Annotated in this window: 16 protein-coding genes and 2 pseudogenes; 8 read left to right on the top strand and 10 right to left on the bottom strand. The window is 64.9% G+C overall.

The genetic code is table 11. The features are described 5' to 3' along the window. Window positions 1–127 precede the first annotated feature (127 nt). On the top strand, window positions 128–691 hold the full coding sequence (locus tag QP166_RS13930; RefSeq protein ID WP_333916455.1) for a DUF5681 domain-containing protein: 564 nt from the start codon (window positions 128–130) through the stop codon (window positions 689–691). A 38-nt stretch (window positions 692–729) separates the two neighbouring features. Beyond that, window positions 730–2202 (top strand): phage terminase large subunit, encoded by a 1473-nt coding sequence (gene terL, locus QP166_RS13925; RefSeq protein WP_333916454.1) that lies wholly within the window; start codon window positions 730–732, stop codon window positions 2200–2202. A gap of 1 nt (window position 2203) precedes the next feature. Here terL and QP166_RS13920 read toward each other — a convergent pair whose 3' ends face one another. From QP166_RS13920 to QP166_RS13895, 6 genes and pseudogenes are all read right to left on the bottom strand, one after another. Then, a complete protein-coding gene (locus QP166_RS13920; RefSeq protein WP_333916453.1) occupies window positions 2204–2590 on the bottom strand; it encodes a hypothetical protein in 387 nt (128 codons plus the stop codon). Beyond that, on the bottom strand, window positions 2587–2796 hold the full coding sequence (locus QP166_RS13915) for a hypothetical protein (RefSeq protein ID WP_333916452.1): 210 nt from the start codon (window positions 2794–2796) through the stop codon (window positions 2587–2589). The genes QP166_RS13920 and QP166_RS13915 overlap by 4 nt, the downstream gene beginning before the upstream one ends. Before the next feature lie 32 nt (window positions 2797–2828). Beyond that, the gene (locus QP166_RS13910) at window positions 2829–3290 is read right to left on the bottom strand and encodes a hypothetical protein (protein ID WP_333916451.1); all 462 of its coding nucleotides are present in this window, start codon (window positions 3288–3290) and stop codon (window positions 2829–2831) included. Window positions 3291–3597: 307 nt separating this feature from the next. Next, the gene (locus QP166_RS13905; protein ID WP_333916450.1) at window positions 3598–5271 is read right to left on the bottom strand and encodes a recombinase family protein; all 1674 of its coding nucleotides are present in this window, start codon (window positions 5269–5271) and stop codon (window positions 3598–3600) included. Beyond that, window positions 5268–5677 (bottom strand): annotated as a pseudogene (locus tag QP166_RS13900) (DUF2924 domain-containing protein). The gene QP166_RS13905 and the pseudogene QP166_RS13900 overlap by 4 nt, the downstream one beginning before the upstream one ends. Next, window positions 5677–6192, bottom strand: a complete 516-nt coding sequence (locus tag QP166_RS13895; protein ID WP_333916449.1) for a DUF3489 domain-containing protein — start codon at window positions 6190–6192, stop codon at window positions 5677–5679. The pseudogene QP166_RS13900 and the gene QP166_RS13895 overlap by 1 nt, the downstream one beginning before the upstream one ends. Window positions 6193–6738: 546 nt before the next feature. On the opposite strand from QP166_RS13895, the gene QP166_RS13890 reads away from it, so the two are divergent. The 6 genes and pseudogenes from QP166_RS13890 (at window position 6739) to QP166_RS13865 (ending at window position 12682) form a co-directional block, all read left to right on the top strand. Then, the gene (locus QP166_RS13890; RefSeq protein WP_333916448.1) at window positions 6739–7425 is read left to right on the top strand and encodes an NAD(P)H-dependent oxidoreductase; all 687 of its coding nucleotides are present in this window, start codon (window positions 6739–6741) and stop codon (window positions 7423–7425) included. Between the two features lie 46 nt (window positions 7426–7471). Then, window positions 7472–8508, top strand: a pseudogene (gene adhP / locus QP166_RS13885) (alcohol dehydrogenase AdhP). Further along, window positions 8505–10145: a phosphoketolase family protein gene (locus QP166_RS13880; RefSeq protein WP_333916447.1), complete on the top strand. Its 1641-nt coding sequence runs from the start codon at window positions 8505–8507 to the stop codon at window positions 10143–10145. The pseudogene adhP and the gene QP166_RS13880 overlap by 4 nt, the downstream one beginning before the upstream one ends. Continuing rightward, entirely contained in the window at window positions 10057–10911 is an 855-nt protein-coding gene (locus QP166_RS13875) for a hypothetical protein (RefSeq protein ID WP_333916446.1), read from the top strand. The genes QP166_RS13880 and QP166_RS13875 overlap by 89 nt, the downstream gene beginning before the upstream one ends. Then, on the top strand, window positions 10908–11984 hold the full coding sequence (locus QP166_RS13870) for an acetate/propionate family kinase (RefSeq protein ID WP_333916445.1): 1077 nt from the start codon (window positions 10908–10910) through the stop codon (window positions 11982–11984). Before QP166_RS13875 ends, QP166_RS13870 begins: the two co-directional genes overlap by 4 nt. Window positions 11985–12319: 335 nt before the next feature. Continuing rightward, window positions 12320–12682 (top strand): hypothetical protein, encoded by a 363-nt coding sequence (locus tag QP166_RS13865; RefSeq protein ID WP_333916444.1) that lies wholly within the window; start codon window positions 12320–12322, stop codon window positions 12680–12682. A 65-nt stretch (window positions 12683–12747) separates the two neighbouring features. Here the strand turns inward: QP166_RS13865 and QP166_RS13860 are convergent, their stop codons facing one another. The 4 genes from QP166_RS13860 to QP166_RS13845 form a co-directional block, all read right to left on the bottom strand. Then, window positions 12748–13158: a low affinity iron permease family protein gene (locus QP166_RS13860; RefSeq protein WP_333916443.1), complete on the bottom strand. Its 411-nt coding sequence runs from the start codon at window positions 13156–13158 to the stop codon at window positions 12748–12750. Between the two features lie 293 nt (window positions 13159–13451). Beyond that, window positions 13452–13871 carry a response regulator gene (locus tag QP166_RS13855; RefSeq protein WP_333916442.1) on the bottom strand — a complete coding sequence of 140 codons (420 nt, stop codon included), beginning with the start codon at window positions 13869–13871 and terminating at the stop codon, window positions 13452–13454. 84 nt (window positions 13872–13955) lie between these two features. Then, on the bottom strand, window positions 13956–14585 hold the full coding sequence (locus tag QP166_RS13850; RefSeq protein ID WP_333916441.1) for a response regulator transcription factor: 630 nt from the start codon (window positions 14583–14585) through the stop codon (window positions 13956–13958). Beyond that, on the bottom strand, window positions 14578–16065 hold the full coding sequence (locus tag QP166_RS13845) for a PAS domain-containing sensor histidine kinase (protein WP_333916440.1): 1488 nt from the start codon (window positions 16063–16065) through the stop codon (window positions 14578–14580). The genes QP166_RS13850 and QP166_RS13845 overlap by 8 nt, the downstream gene beginning before the upstream one ends. Window positions 16066–16534: the final 469 nt, after the last annotated feature.

Below are 16534 nucleotides of genomic sequence, written 5' to 3'. Positions count from 1 at the left end.
CATGCCTATTCGGCCAATCAATCGTCCTCGACCTCCTCGCGAAATGCCGGTTTCCGCGCCGGCAGCGACTGCTCCAACGGCGGCGTCGGCTGCCCCGCGCATCGCTGTCAGAAGCCGTACGCGCCAATTGCCAGCCCCGACCCCGGATGGTCCGCCGGGCCAAACGGAAGAGCGAGGCGCTGACCTGCGTTCGGCGGCAGCAGTCAAACGCGTCCATCATGTTGTTGCGCGTACCGGCGCCAATTGGAGTGATGATGGCGAGTACATCGTCGGCAAGGGGCGGCCCCCGGCTCATAGCCGGTGGCAGAAGGGGCAGAGCGGCAATCCGCGGGGACCGAAGCCGAAAGAGAAGCTCGATCCGCTGGCCGAGTTCGAGCGTGAACTGACTGCGGACTTCGTCGCTCGCGTTAACGGGCAGGACGTCAGGCTCAACACCGGCACCTTCGCCCTTCAGCTGCTCAAGGCGGGCGCGGCCAAAGGCACCGTCAAATCGCAACAGATCCTGCTCGAGCTCTTCCTTGCCGCTGTTCGCAAGAATGTGGAACGTGACGAGACGCCCGAGGCGTTCGAGTGGGAGCGGCAGATCATCGAGCAGATGCTCGAAGAGCATGGGCTGCCGGCAAGGCCGGTCATTCGCCGTGAGCGCCAGGCGGATCCTGCTACCAACATCGATGAGGGAGGCCGGCGATGAGCAATCCCACATTGCTTTCCGACGGTGCGGAGCGTGCGATGTACCGCGCGATTGTCCAGCGCTCGCTCGGTGACTTCCACAAGGAGGCGTTCCGCATGCTGCACGGGGGCGAGACGCTCGTCCCCGGTCAGCATATCGACGCGATGGTCCACGTGCTCGAGCAACTCGCACTCGGTACGATCAACCGGCTCGTCATCAACCTGCCGCCGCGCCATGGCAAGTCGGAGCTGATCTCGGGCTCGTTCGCCGCATGGCTGCTGGGCAATGACCCTAAAGCCAAGGTGACGATCGTAAGCTACGGCGATGCCTTGTCGATCCCGCTCGTCGACAAAGCGCGCTCGATCGTGAGGGATGCGCGCTTCCGCTATTTCTTCCCGCACACCATCATCAAGCGCGGCAAGGACCGCAGCGACCATTTCGAGGTGACCGGGGGCGGGGGCGTCCGCGCCGCCTCCAAGAACGGTGCCATGACCGGGCTTGGCACTCACTTCATGATCGTGGACGACTTCCACAAGGCGGGAGAAAGTCTGTCGCCTGTCGAGCGCGAGCGTGCCATCGAGACGTTTCGTACGACCTTCTTCAACCGGTTCGACAACCTCGCCGACAGTCGGCTGGTGATCGTGCAGCAGCGGATTCACGAGGACGATCTTGCCGGCTGGGCGCTACGTACCGGGGAATGGCATCACCTCAACCTGCCGGCCATCGCTGAGCAGGACGAAGATATACCGCTTCCTCGCGGTCGAGTCTGGCACCGCCGTAAGGGGGACGTTCTCGCACCGGCCCTGGCCCCGCGTGCATATCTCGAGGAGCAGCGGCTGCTCATGGGCGCACGCAATTTCGGTGCGCAGTTCCAGCAGAACCCCGTCGTTGCCGATGGTGGGCTCATCGATCTCGACTGGTTCGGACAATATGACGAGCGCCCGCCGCGCATCTTCTTCCACAAGGTGGTGCAGAGCTGGGATCCGGCGATCACCGAACGGATCACCGCGGATTATTCCGTGGGCATGACCTGGGGATTTCGCGATGGCGACTGGTACCTGCTTGATGTGATCCGCATCCAGGCCGCTTTCACCACGTTGACCGAGCGGGTGATCGCCTGGCATCGCCATTGGCGAGCGGACGCCTTGATCATCGAAGGTGCATCCATCGGCATCGCGCTCTACCAGCAGGTGAAAGCGGCAAACCTGCCTGGCGCGCTGCGATGTCCGACCCCCACCAGCTCGAAAGTCGATCGACTGGCCGGACACACGGTGCAGTTGCAGAGCGGCGGCTTTCTTTTGCCCGCGAGCGCCGAGTGGCTTCCAGCGCTGCGGCATGAGCTTCAGGCCTTTCCCGACGGGCGCAACGACGATCAGGTCGATGCGCTCACGCAATTCCTGGAGTTTACCTTTGACAATCGCGTGTGGGTGGATGCGAAGTTCGACGGTAACGGTCGAAGGATCCGGCCGTCGCGACCGAACCGGTCATCTCGCTTCTATGACGGCGATGTCCCATCCGCCGCATCCTGGTAGGTCAATCGCGCGGCAGGCCGGCCGGGTACATCACCTCGAACGGCTGCCGCTGCGAAGCGGGATCGATGGTCAGCCCCTCAAACCCGCGGCTGCCACTGCCATGCGTTCGAACCAGCGTACGCCACGGGTCAGGGTGTTCGAAGCGCCCATGCAAGGTACGGTGGCATATTTGGCAAATATGATAGGTCAGGAGCGGCTGGCTGTAATCCTCGTCGTGCAAACCGACCGGATTGTTCGAGCCAGGCTCGGGCGTGACGCCGCAAATCGAGCAGGTCTCCGGTGCGGCGATCCTGCCCGAACGGATCGCTTCACGCTGTATCGGCAGCGTCGCCATCCGCTCCGCGGGGCTCCAGCCATTGTACCAGCCCATCTGCCAGCCGCGGCTCATCGAGGTTGCTCGATAATGACGTGCCCGCCCGTGACTGTCTCGACGTCGAGGCTCGCGGCTTCGCTGCCCAGGATGTTGCTCATCGCTGCACCCATGCCGACCAGCGAAATCCCGTTGACGCGGGCGATCACCATGCCGGGGGTGAGACCAGCACGCCGGCCGGCACCATCAGGCGCAACTTCCACTACATAGGCGCCGTCGGGCATGGGCCCGATCGTCACGCTCACCGAAGCAACAGTCAGGTCCGGCGATGCTTCTGCCGACGGGGCAGGCGGCAGCATGCCTTTGGTACCAATGCGCTGCAGATCACGTTGACGAGGCTGTTGCTCTCGCGGCTGCTGAGATCGATACCTGCTGCCCTGTCATGGTCGATAACAATCGCGAGATTTATCACGAAATATCGTTCATCGACCGGTGTAAGCGCCCGCAGCCGACCGCATGTCAGATATTCAAACGACTTTCCGTCATGCCGCCAGCCTCCCTGCATGTAGCCATTCGGCCACTCGACCGGCCATTCACTTACAGCGTGCAGCTCGTGGCGTACTTTTGGATCAGCCAGCCGCGCGCGCACCGCCGCGTCCCCCAGTTCCTTGTAGCGTGTCCAGTCCGGTGGCGATCCGTAGAAATAAATGTCTTTTGCCGCGGCTGGCGTTGTCATGGCCAGGAGCGTCAAGGAGGCCAGCATGTGCCGCCGGTTCATGATTTTGCTCCTAACGTCACGGTTCGGCCCCCAACCATGCCAAGCGACGCGTTGTTGCCGGCTGCTCCAACGACCTGGAGCATGGCATCTTCCATGCCCGCGAGCGGGATAGCGTTGACGGTGGCTATGACCATGCCGGGTGTGAGCGCCGCGGCTTCTGCCGGCGACCTGAGCCCGCTCGCACCGGCCTTCGTTGCGTGCAGCCAAACCTCACAGCCTTTGTTCGCCACGTGCGTGAGACACGTGACCGCACGGCACGGCGCGACATGGTTCGCGCTCTATCCGGGCCTTTGCAGGATGAGCGCGCCTAGCAGCTCCGGTTAGCGGGAGCCTGCAACATTAGTGCCTTCTGCGCATGCCAGTCGGCGGGCAGCGGCTCACCGAGGGTGAGCCTGCCAACGGTGATCCCGATGCGCTGTCGCCCTGCCAGGATTGCGTCGGTGATGTCCGGCGCCAGGAAGGCGAGGCGCACCACCCGGGTGAGATAGGAAGGAGTGATGCCCTCGCGCTTTGCGAGCTCGCTCGTGTTGATGTCGCCGGCGCGCAGCACCGCCCACCAACGTCGCGCCTGAGCGATCAGCCGGACCAGCGCACGGTCCGGCGTTCCGGCTGGCAGCGTCTCCCTTGCCTGCACCAGCCGCAGCGCGCGACCGGAGCGGGTCAGGCGCGCCGCGCAGGTCAACGAGATCGTCGCCGGAGCATCAGGCGCACGCGTGGCTTCAAGCAGACGGGTCAACGCTTCGGCGTGGAGGTGGAGCGTCACCTCATGCCTTGCGACCTCGACCTTGCGAAGAAGTTGCATCAACACCGGCGAATGGCGGCCAACCAGCGCGCCGCTTAACGAAGCGCAGCGATCGTGAAAGCCGGTCATTTCGTCCAAGGTCAGGTCGAACCCAGATGTTGCCGCGAGTGCCAGCGGATCGGCAAGGAAGTTGCCGAGCTGCGCCAGAACAAGCCCTTCGATTTCACGCGCGGGCAGCCGCACGCCGACGTCACTGCGCCCATGGTGCAGCGCCTGACTGACGTAGTAGCGATGCCGCACCATGCCCTTCACGGCGTGGGTTGCGAGCAGCGGTTCGCCGGCCGTATCGACGATCCTGCCGGCAAGCAGGCTGGGGTTGGCGGCGCGTGTACGGGGCCGCTCGCCGCGTACATTCGATGCCAGTGAGACCTGTACTGCGTCGAACGTGGCTTCATCGATGATGGCGTCGTGCTGGCCGGGATGGATGACACCGCGGTGTGCGATGCGGCCGGTATAGATGACGTTTTTCAGGATCGCGTAGAGCTGCCCGCGCGTAAACCTGCCGCCGCCAAGCGGCCTGCCGTTAAGGGTGATCCGCTTTGGTGTGCTGATCCCGTCAGCCAGCAGCTCGGCTTCGAGCCGCGGCACGCTTCCGAGCCGCAGGTGTCGTGCAAACAGGTCGCGAATGAGTGCGGCATGCTCCTCGACGATAGTAAGGCTGCGGCCGTTCGGCGCATAGCCGAGCGGCGGAATACCGCCCATCCACATGCCACGTGCTTTCGACGCCGTGATCTTGTCGCGGATCCGTTCGGCGGTAACCTCGCGTTCGAACTGGGCAAACGACAGCAGCATGTTGAGCGTCAGTCGCCCCATGCTGGTTGTGGTGTTGAACGACTGCGTCACCGACACGAAGCTCGTACCGGCCTTGTCGAACGTCTCCACGAGTTTAGCGAAGTCGAACAGCGAGCGGGTCAGGCGGTCTACCTTGTAGACAACGATGGTGTCGATCCGTCCTGCGGCCACATCGGCGAGCAAACGCCGCAGGGCAGGGCGCTCGAGCGTGCCGCCAGACAGACCGCCGTCATCGTAGATGTCGGGAAGCTCCGTCCAGCCTTCGCTGGCTTGCGAGAGGATGTAGGCCGCACATGCCTCGCGCTGCGCATCCAGGCTGTTGAAGCTTTGCTCCAGCCCCTCATCGGATGACTTGCGCGTGTAAATGGCGCAGCGGATCGTCTTCATGCCGCCACCGCCCTCTTCAGCCCAAAGAAGGCGGGACCAGACCAGCGCGTGCCAGTGATCGCACGCGCGACCTCGCTCAGCGAGCGGAACTCCCGTCCGTTCCAGCGGATGATCTCGTCTTCGCCGACCTCGACCACATGCGCGCGGCCTTGCCATTCGCGCACCAGTCGCATGCCCGCTCGCACATCGGCGGTGCGCGTGCGCCCCGCGCAAGCTGATCCAGCGCGCGGCTGGTGCCGCGGCTGAGACCACCTTGCGCGCGAGCTTGCATCTCCCAGGCGAGCGCAAGTCGCAGCATGCTGGTACCGACCTTCGGTGCTGGTGCCCCCACCAGCTGCGTCCAGCGTACCCGGAGGTCAGCCAGCGAGAGCGCCTCAAGCGCGGTGACCTCGTCCGAGACCGGCATCACGCCGCTGCCACGATGCGGTAGCAGGTCGCACCAGCGCGCTTGCCACGGTCGATTTCGTGACCCTTCTTCCGCAATCCTGTCAGCGCTGCGCGTGTGGTGTGCGGCAGCCATCCGGTTGCCTCGATGAGCTCGGACAGCGTGGCACCGTCGGCGCGCGATAGGAGAACAACAACCGCGTTGATCTTGCTCGTGCGCGGCGTCGAAGGAGGCGCGGTGGATGAAGCAGTCGCGCCTGCGACCAAACCCGCTTTCTCCGAGGCCTCAATGCCGATTGCGGCCGTACCAGATTCCGTGATGAAGACGCCGTAGCGGGTGTCATCATCGGTGCGGCGGATCGCTGCAGGGTCGTTCGTCTCCCGCTCTTCAGTGAAACCGCGATTCAACAAAGCGCTGAGCGCCTTGGTGACGCCGCCGCCGGGCCGGAGCGATGCGGGGAGCGGGAGAAGGCTGCCGTTGTCGCGCTGCGCTGCACCCGAGAGCAGGACGCGTTGTGTGTCGCTGAGGTTGGTCATGATGCTGATCATCCGTGCGGGAGGCGGCACCATGCCGTTCCCACCAGCTACAGCCCCGGTGAGAGACTCACCCGGGGCAGGACGGGGAGAACCGCCTGATCGGCATCATGCCTGCTGCTGTCGCTCTGGTCGGTGGGGAAGTCGAATGGTTTGTGCAGCGATGTCGCGTCAATTTCCTCCCAACACGCGGAGTGAGAGAGCGGACCGTCGGCGTTCAAATCTGGTGGAAAGCCGCCAGTCCGCTTCCGAGCGTCGCTCGCCGGTAAATAGCCGTTCGTACAGGCAGTACGCGGGGTCGGTTGGCCAGTCCCTGGCGGCTGACGGCTCAATCAGTCTGGAGTGCTCAGACGGCGTAGGCAGACGTCCGTTCGATACGCTCGGGCAGATGTCAACGCGCGGTCATCTGATGCGTAGTTTCCGAGGCTGTCCCACACGACGGCTGACGCCTAGCTCAGCGTCTCCTTGCAGCATGCGCACGCCCGATCGGCAGATTGCTCTGCCCGGACAATCCGTGTGGCGCCGCTGCGTAGAAGATCGGGTCTTACGATGAGCGTGCAGGAACAGATCGTCGCTCGAGAGGCGCGACACGCGGTCATTCTGTGCCACCCCGATCCACACAGCTTCAATCGCGCGATCGCCGATCGTTATTGCGAGGAGGTCCACGCTGCCGGCCAGGACGTCGTCCTGCGCGACCTCTACGCCATGCACTTTGATCCAGTCCTACAGGCAGCCGAGCGGCCTACCCTGCCTAATCCGATCCGGTTTGGTGACGTGACCGCCGAACGCAACATCCTGTGGGGATGCGACGTGTTCGTGCTGATCTATCCAATCTGGTTCGGGTCCCCGCCGGCGATGATGAAGGGCTATGTCGAGCGAGTGTTCGGTGCCGGCGTTTCGCCGCATAATGTGCGCGAGCAAACGCGCGGCGACCTCCTCGGCGACAAGCGGCTTCTCAGTTTCACGACGTCGGCAATGTCTGGCCCCTGGCTCGCCCAGGAAGGGCAAGAGCTGGGGCTGAGCGCCGTCTTCGACGACTATATCGTCCACGCCTTCGGCATGCACTCGCGCGAGCACAAACGGTTCGCGCTGATTACAGGTAAGACCGGGCGAAACACCGCCGCCACCTACCTGTGTGACGTGGCGCAACAGGCACAACGGACTTGCGCGCAGATTGCCTTCGGCGAGGAGGCGCTACGGCGGGACCCCCAGCTCGCGCGCCGGTTCTCACGATGACGATGCCTGCCCCCGCCGCATCGCCACCCTGTCGAAGGAAACATTCATGCCGCATATGATGCAGGCTGCCGTCGTCGAGGCCTTCGGCCAACAGCTGACGCTTCGGGAGGTTGAAATCCCGACCGCCGGTCCCGGCCAGATATTGGTCGAAACTGAGGCGTGCGGGGTGTGCCACACCGATCTGCACGCCGCGCGCGGCGACTGGCCGGTCAAGCCGGCCCCACCCTTCATCCCCGGCCATGAGGGCATCGGCATCGTCGTCGAGGTCGGTGCCGGCGTCGAGGTCGTGAAGCTCGGTGACCGGGTCGGTGTGCCGTGGATGTACTCGGCCTGCGGGCACTGCGAATACTGCCTGTCCGCATGGGAGACCGTGTGCCCCGACATCCAGTTCAGCGGCTACACCCGCAATGGCGGCTTCGCCGAATACATCCTCGCCGACCCGGACTATGTCGCGCGCATCCCAGATGGATTGTCCGCGGTCGAGGCCGCGCCGATAATCTGCGCCGGCGTCACGACCTACAAGGGCCTGAAGGAAACCGGCGCGAAGCCCGGCGAATGGGTCGCGATCTCCGGCGTCGGGGGCTCGGCCACCTTGCCGTCCAGTATGCCATCGCGATGGGCCTGAGGGTCTGCGCAATTGACGTCGATGAAGGCAAGCTGGCGCACGCCAGCGCGCTCGGCGCGGAAGTGATGGTCAATGCGCGCGGCGCCGACCCGATCGGTGACCTGAAGACGGCGACCGGCGGGGGCGCGCACGGCGTGCTCATCACCGCGCCGTCACTGGCTGCGTTCAACCAGGGCGTTGCAATGACGCGCCGGCATGGCACGTGCGTGCTCGTCGGCCTGCCGCCCGGCGAGTTTCCGCTGCCGCTGTTCGATGTGGTGGCGAACTGCATCACCGTCCGCGGCTCGTTCGTCGGCACCCGCAAGGACATGGCGGAAGCCTTGGCCTTTGCCGCGACCGGCAAGGTGAAGGCCCACATCGAACTCCGGCCGCTGTCGGCGATCAACGCCGTCTTCGAGCGCCTCGAACATGGCCAGGTGCCCTCGCGTGTCGTCCTCGATTTCGGAAGCCAGTCATGACCACCGCAGTCCTTCCACATCAAAGCTTCGTCCAGAATTTGCCGTGTCGGCAGGGGCCGCTGGCACCGGACATGCTGCGGCGGATGGACGCCTATTGGCGCGCGGCCAACTATCTGTCGGTCGGCCAGATCTACCTGCGCGACAATGCGATGCTCGACCGGGCGCTGACCATTGCCGACGTGAAGCCGCGGCTGCTCGGACATTGGGGGACGACGCCGGGGCTGAACTTCCTCTACGTCCACCTCAACCGGCTAATCGTCGAGCATGATCTCGACATGATAAACAGCATCGGTCCAGGGCATGGCGGCCCCGGGCTGGTGGCACACACCTATCTCGAGGGATCGTACACCGAACGCTATCCCGCGATCGAGCGCAGCCGCAGCGGCATGCACCGCCTGTTCCGTCAATTCTCCTGGCCGGGCGGAATTCCGAGCCATGTCGCGCCTGAGACGCCCGGCTCGATCCACGAGGGCGGCGAGCTGGGCTATTCGCTCGCGCACGCCTATGGCGCGGCGTTCGACAATCCCGATCTGCTCGTCGCGTGCGTGATCGGCGACGGCGAGGCGGAAACCGGCGCGCTGGCAGCGAGCTGGCATTCCAACAAGTTCCTGAACCCCGCACGTGACGGCGCGGTGCTGCCGATCCTGCACCTCAACGGCTTCAAGATCGCGAACCCGACGATTCTCGCGCGGATCGACCATGACGAGCTTGAAGCCCTGCTGCGCGGCTACGGGCACGAGCCGATCTTCGTCGAGGGCAGCGACCCGCAAGTGGTTCACCAGCAACTGGCGGTCGCGCTCGATGACGCGTTGGCGCAGATCAAGGCGATCCAGGCCGCGGCGCGCGTCGAAGGCGCGAAGCCGGCGCGCCCGCGCTGGCCGATGATCGTGTTCCGGACGCCGAAGGGCTGGACGGGGCCGAAGGTCGTCGACGGCAAGCCCGTGGAGGGAACATGGCGCGCACACCAGGTGCCAATCGCCGATTTAAAGGATCCCGAGCATCTGGGACAGCTTGAGGCGTGGATGCGGAGCTACCGGCCGGAAGAACTGTTCGATGCGAACGGCAAGTTCCTCGACGAATACGCGTCGCTCGCCCCGACCGGACATCGGCGGATGGGATCGAACCCGCATGCTAATGGCGGCGAGCTGCTGGCGCCGTTGTCGCTGCCAGACTTCCGTACTTACGCCGTGCCGGTCGCCGCGCCGGGGCAGGTCGATGCGCCCGCGACGCGTGTGCTGGGTACGTATCTACGCGACGTGATGAAGCTCAACATGGGCAGCGTGAACTTCCGCCTGTTCGGTCCCGACGAGACCGCCTCCAACCGGCTCGCCGATGTGTACGATGTCACGAGCAAGGTCTGGATGGTCGATATCGAGCCGGTCGACGAGAATTTGTCGCCTGACGGCCGGGTGATGGAGGTGCTCAGCGAGCATCTCTGCCAAGGCTGGCTCGAGGGCTATCTGCTAACCGGCCGGCACGGGCTGTTCTCGTGCTACGAGGCGTTCGTCCACATCGTCGATCTCGATGGTCAACCAGCACGCCAAGTGGTTGAAGGTCACCAAGGGCATCCCGTGGCGCCGGCCGATCGCCTCGCTCAATTACGTGCTGACGTCGCATGTCTGGCGCCAGGATCATAATGGCCTGTCACACCAGGATCCCGGCTTCCTCGACCACGTCGCCAACAAGACCGCGGACGTGGCGCGGCTCTACCTGCCGCCCGATGCGAACACGCTGTTGTCGGTTGCCGACCACTGCCTCCGCAGCCGCGGCTATGTGAATGTCATCGTCGCGGGCAAGCAACCCGAGGCGCAGTGGCTGGGCATGGACGCGGCGGTCCGGCATTGCATGGCTGGCGCGGGCATCTGGGACTGGGCCGGGGACGACGCGGATCCCGAGGTCGTCATGGCCTGTGCCGGCGACGTGCCGACGCTGGAGGCGTTGGCGGCGGTGACGCTGCTGCGCGACTATGTCCCCGACATCCGCATCCGCGTGGTGAACGTCGTCGACCTGATGGTTCTGCAGCCCCGAACGCGGCATCCACATGGCCTAGACGAGCGCGAGTTCGACGCGATGTTCACAGCCGACAAGCCAGTGATCTTCGCGTTCCACGGCTATCCCGCGCTGATCCACAAGCTGACCTATGCCCGCACCAACCACGCCAACATCCATGTGCGCGGTTACCAGGAGCGTGGGACGACGACGACGCCGTTCGACATGGTCGCATTGAACGATCTCGACCGGTATCGCCTGGCGCTCGACGCGATCGAGCACATCCCGCGCCTGCGTGACCGCGTGCCGGCGGAGACGGCGCGCTACTGGACGACGATGGAGCGTCACAAGCTCTACATCGCCGAGAACGGCGACGACATGCCGGAGGTGCGCGACTGGCGCTGGCCGGCATGACCGCCGCCAGCAGCGCGCTGGTGCTGAACAGCGGGTCGTCGTCACTGAAGTTCGCGGCATTCGACCTCGCTGTGCCCGACCTGCCGGCGATCGTGTCGGGGCAGGTCGACCCGGCTGACGGAGAGGCCGCGTTCGCGGCGATCGACGCGGCGCTGGCGAAGGCCGGTGCGTCTCCGCCGATCGCGGTCGGACATCGCATCGTACATGGCGGACCGCAGCTGCTGCGGCATTGCCGGATCGATGCCGAGGTGATCGCCAAGCTCGAACAGGCCGAGCCGTTCGCACCGCTTCACGTGCCCGCGGCGCTGGCGCTGCTAGCGACCGCGACCGCGCGCTATCCGGGACGCGCGCAGATCGCGTGTTTTGATACCGTGTTCCATGCCGGCATGCCCGACATCGCGCGGACGCTACCGATCCCACGGACGCAGCGCACAGTGGGGGTGCATCGCTATGGCTTTCACGGCTTATCATGCGAGTCCGTCGTGGATCAGCTCGGGCCGGACCTGCCGGCGCGGCTGGTGATCGCGCATCTCGGCAACGGCGCCAGCGTCACTGCAGTGCGTGGAGGGCGGTCGATCGACACGAGCATGGGCCTGACGCCATCGGGAGGCGTCATCATGGGTACGCGGACCGGCGACCTCGATCCGGGCATCCTGATCCACCTCATGCGCGCGGGCGGCTATGGCCCGGCCGAAATGGAGCGGCTGATCGACAAGGAGGCCGGGATGCTCGGCATCTCCGGCCGGTCGGGCGATATGCGCGTCCTGCACCATGCCTCGCCCGATGCCGACGCCAATTTGGCCATCGCGATGTTCGGCCGGTCGGTCGCCAAGCAGATCGCGGCGATGATGACCGCGCTGGGTGGCACCGACATGATCGTGTTCACCGGCGGGATCGGCGAGCATGACGGCCGCGTCCGGGAGATGATCTGCGCGGATCTCGCCTGGGCGGGCGTGACGCAGGCCACGGAAGTCGGGTCGACGCCCCGAGGGCCCTGTATCGCGATCACCCGTCCCTCGCGCGAAGAGGCGGTCATTGCCCGCCATATGCAGGCGCTCCTCGGCATGGGCTGAGTGAGGGTGGTGCCGTTTTCGTATCGCGCGGCGCTGACGCTGCCGCCTATATGTATAATCCGATCGTCGTGGGTCGGGTCGCGAGGGGCTACCAGATGGGACAGCCAATCGAGGACGATCACCGCGATCGCATGGCGCACCGATCAGGAGATCGTCGATGTACACGAACCCGGATGAAGCCGCCTATTGCATTACCCGGATCGCACGCTCCAACGCATTGGCCGCGGCATCGACGGACAGTTGCGCACGAGCCTCACATCTTGGGATTGCCGAAGGCTATGAGGAACGGCTGACGTCGCTGACCCGTTCGCGTCGAATGGGTCCGGCTTTGGCCGATGCTTGAGCGGACCGCACAGCCGACGACCGCGGTGTCGCACACCAGAGCACTCGCCCGCTGGGACAATGAGGGTGGGGCACTCTTACAAGCGGTCTCGGTCAAGGCACCTTACGTAGACGTCGTCCATCATCTTTCCGATCAGGATCTGGTGTACCTGCGCAACCGGGTGATCGCTTTGGAGAATGTCGTGATCGCGATGCTGGCCGGCGGATCGCACGACCAGCGCGCCGTGGTCCATGACATGGCCTTGTTCGTCCGACCGCCCCTCGACGAGGTACAGGACCGGTTAACGATGCATGCGGCCGACCTGATGGATTATCTCGCCGATCGGGCAACGCGCTTCGCGCGCGTTCTCGCCTGAGCTTCAACGCACCGCCCTGACGCTGCCGGACGAGGCGAGCGTCGAGGCGGTGCGTTGGGCCAGCGTCACAGGCGGTTTCTGAGATTGGCGAGACTGACGACCGGCGACAGCTTGCCGTCGATCTCGCTGCATTCGCGCTCCAGATCGGAGCGTACCTTCTCGATCTCGCGATCGGTGAGATGCTCGATGCCGATGAATTGCGATCGCGCCGCGTCGACCGCCCGGATCAGCTCATCGAGCTTGGCCTGCATGGCGGCAGCATCCCGGTTCTGCGAGTTCTGGATCAGGAAGACCATTAGGAACGTGACGATCGTAGTCGCCGTGTTCACGACCAGCTGCCACGTATCCGAATAGCCGAACAGTGGCCCGGTGACCGACCAGAAGACGATGATGCCGACCGCAGACACGAAGGCACCAGGCTGGCCGGTGAAACCGGCGATGCGGGTCGCCGCTGCGGTGAACCTGCGATCGAGCATGCTCAGTGGGCCAAGGCAGGCGATGGCAATCGCGCCCAAGGCCCGGTCGATCGATCAGACCGCATCGAGCACCCGTTCTGGAGCGGAGCATCCGACAGCGAGTTGTCGCCAACCAGCCGTTCGTTGGCCGGCGCTGAACTGTTGTGCAGCAACGGTTCGGCGCCTTCTCCGCTAACGATCATGACGAGATCTCCGTGACGCTGGACCCGGGATGGGACGTTGGGTCGGGCTGCGCGAGCCTTGTCGTTACCGCCCGCGGCAGGGCTCGGCCCAGCGTCGGGAACTACCTACGCTCAGTCCTCGGCGTTCCAGCCGGCCCAACCGTGATCGATCGATGACGCAATCTCGGTCAGCAGCGCACGATTGCCGATGTTACGTGCAAACAACGTGTCGCCGTGACGCTCGGCCTCGATCAGCATCGCACTGCCTGGGTCGAGCCCATCGAGGAGGATCGCCTTGCCGCGCCAGCCACTGCCCCGCATTTCGCGCAGGAGGGCGAGGCCGTCGACGTCCTCCATTTCGAGGTCGAGGATGATGCACGGATAATCGCGCGACCGCGGATCGGCGAGCAGCGCGGCGCAGGTCGCATATGACCGGACGTCATAGTCTTCTGAGCGCAGCATCAGCTGTCGCGCGTGCCGAATGGTGGAATCGCCATCGACGAGGGAAACGCCGATCGTCTGTCGTGACGAAGGCGTGCTAGCGTTCTGCATGCGGATATCCTTGGGTTTCTTCAAGGATCGCACAGGCGGCGGCCTTACGTCTGTACGTAGAAGGCGAGGGAAAGGGGTCGCCAATCAGCCGGGTTGAGCGGCGCCGAGACCAGCCGCGAACGCGATCCGCAGGACATCGGACAGACTGCGCGCGGACAGCTTCTCCATCAGATTGGCGCGGTGAACCTCGACTGTCCGCGTCGCGATACTGAGATCGAAGGCGATCAGCTTGTTCGGCCGCCCCAGTACCATGCCGTCGAGCACGTCGCGCTCGCGCGGCGTCAGCGCCGCGAGGCGGGTCGAAGCCTCGGCTGCCGCAAGCTGACCGCGATCGTTTCGACCGGCTTGGCTCAACGCTTCGTCGATCGCGGCCAGCAACGCGGTCCGCTCAAACGGCTTCTCCAGGAACTCGATCGCACCGGCCTTTACCGCACGCACCGCGAACGTCACGTCGCCGTGGCCGGTCAGCATGATGACCGGGAGCATGATGCCCTGTTTGGCAAGCCGCGCCTGCACCTCCAGTCCGTCGATCTCGGGCATCCGGACGTCGAGCAGTACGCAGCCGCGCGTTTCGCGGGTGGCGGTCTTCAGGAATTGCACGCCCGAAGCATAGGCTTCGACGCTATGGCCGGCCTTGCGGAGCATGAAGCCGACCGATTGCCGGATTGCCTCGTCGTCGTCGACGATATGGACGGTGCGTGCCGGGTCAGACATCATTGGCTCCTGCGAGGGGCACCCAGAAATGGAAGGCCGTCCCCGATGTGGCACCGGCCTCTGCCCAGATCCGACCGCCATGCGCCTCGACGATCGTGCGGCAGATAGAGAGACCTAGCCCCATGCCGTCCTCCTTCGTTGTTGCGAACGCCTCGAACAACCGGTCGCGAATGTCCGGGATCAGGCCCGTGCCCGTGTCTGCGACGGTGACGCGCACCCAGCCATCGCGATCGGGCGCCGTCGCTATGGTCAGTTCCTTGCGAGGCGATGACGCCATCGATTGGATCGCGTTGCGGATGAGGTTGACCAGCACCTGCTGGATTTGGACGCGGTCGACCAGCACCGTCTCGAGCCCCGCGGCGATCGTCATCGTCACGCTGACCCCCGCCTCGTGCGCGCCGAGCAGGCCGAGGCTGGTGGCTTCCTCGACGATCGTGTCGAGCCGTTCGGCTTTGAACCCCGTGTCGCCGCCATCGACGAAGGCGCGCAGCCGGCGCACGATCATGCCGGCGCGCAGCGACTGGGCCGCTGCAAGCTCCAGCGCCGCGGCGATCTCGCCGAGCAGGCCGTCCTCGGTGTCGCCGATCATGGCGCGACTGGTTTCGAGATAGGCAGCGATCGCGGTCAGCGGCTGGTTGATCTCGTGCGCGAGCGTTGAGGCCATCGTTCCCATCGCACTGACCCGCGAGACATGGACCAGCTCGGCCTGAAGCTCCTGCATCCGGCGCGCGGTTTCGTGCCGGTTGGTGAGATCGCGCACGAAGCCAGTAAAGATCCGCTCACCCGCGATCGACGCCTCGCCGACCGCCAGTTCGATCGGGAAGGTTTCGCCATTGGCGCGTTGCGCGGTCGCGACGCGGACGTTGCCGATGTTGTGGGGAATGCCGGTCTGCAGATAGGTGCGTAAGTGGCCGTCATGCCCGTGCCGGTCGGCAGGCGGCATCAGCATGCCGACGTTCTGCCCGATAACGTCTGCCTTCGCATATCCGAACAGTCGTTCGGCCGTGGCGCTGAACGACGACACGATGCCGGTTTCGTCCATCACGATCATCGCGTCGGGTACGGTCGCGAGGATTGACCGCAGATGATGCTCGCGCCGGACGACCGCAGCTTCCGATGCCTTTTGGTCGGTGACGTCGCGAATGACCTTGCCGAAGCCGCGCAGCTCGCCGGCGTCGCTGCGAAGCGCGGTGATCGTCACGCCGGCGAGAAACTCCGAGCCATCCTTGCGGAGCCGCCAGCTATCCTCCTCGATGCGACCGAGCGAAGCCGCCAGGGCCAGATCATCGGCGGGCTTTCCGGCCGCGACGTCGTCGGGGGTATAGAAGATGGCGGAGTCGACGCCGATGACCTCCGCCTCGGTCCAGCCCTTCATCCGCTCCGCGCCGCGATTCCAGATGGTCACGCGCCCCTCGGGGTCGAGCATGTAGATCGCGTAACCCGTCGCCCCGTCGATCAGCAGACCCAGCTCTTCGGCCACGACCGCGTTCCTGCGGGCGACGGCATCAGCATCGGGCAAGCTGCCAGGAGGCACGGTGTCGATCATGCGGGTGGCGCAGTCGAGCGGGTGGTACGATGACACGACATGAAGACGTCCGCCTCTAGGTCGATTCAGGCGCGAAATACCGGTATTCCGTACGGGTCAACGTTCGGCACGCAATTATGGCCCATTGTCAGACAGAGAGGCCGATCAGGCTCGACATGGCTCTCCCGCTGAGGAGCAAAGCCAACCCGCCGCTCCCGACGGATACGCGCTTGTTCATGGCCGTGCTGGGCCGGAGAAGTGCTCTATTCGTCCGGATCACGCTGCGTAAACCTCATGTATTCAAGGGCTTTGTGCGCTTTACACGAACCTGATCGTATTTTGGTATCACGCGGTGGGTCAACTTCGTTGGTCCTGCGTAATTTCCGATGGTGATGCGGCATCGGTCCGGCCGGTAGAGATCTCT

The organism is Sphingomonas sp. LR60 (assembly GCF_036855935.1).
Taxonomy (GTDB): domain Bacteria; phylum Pseudomonadota; class Alphaproteobacteria; order Sphingomonadales; family Sphingomonadaceae; genus Sphingomonas.
This window is presented reverse-complemented; position numbering and strand designations above follow the sequence as displayed.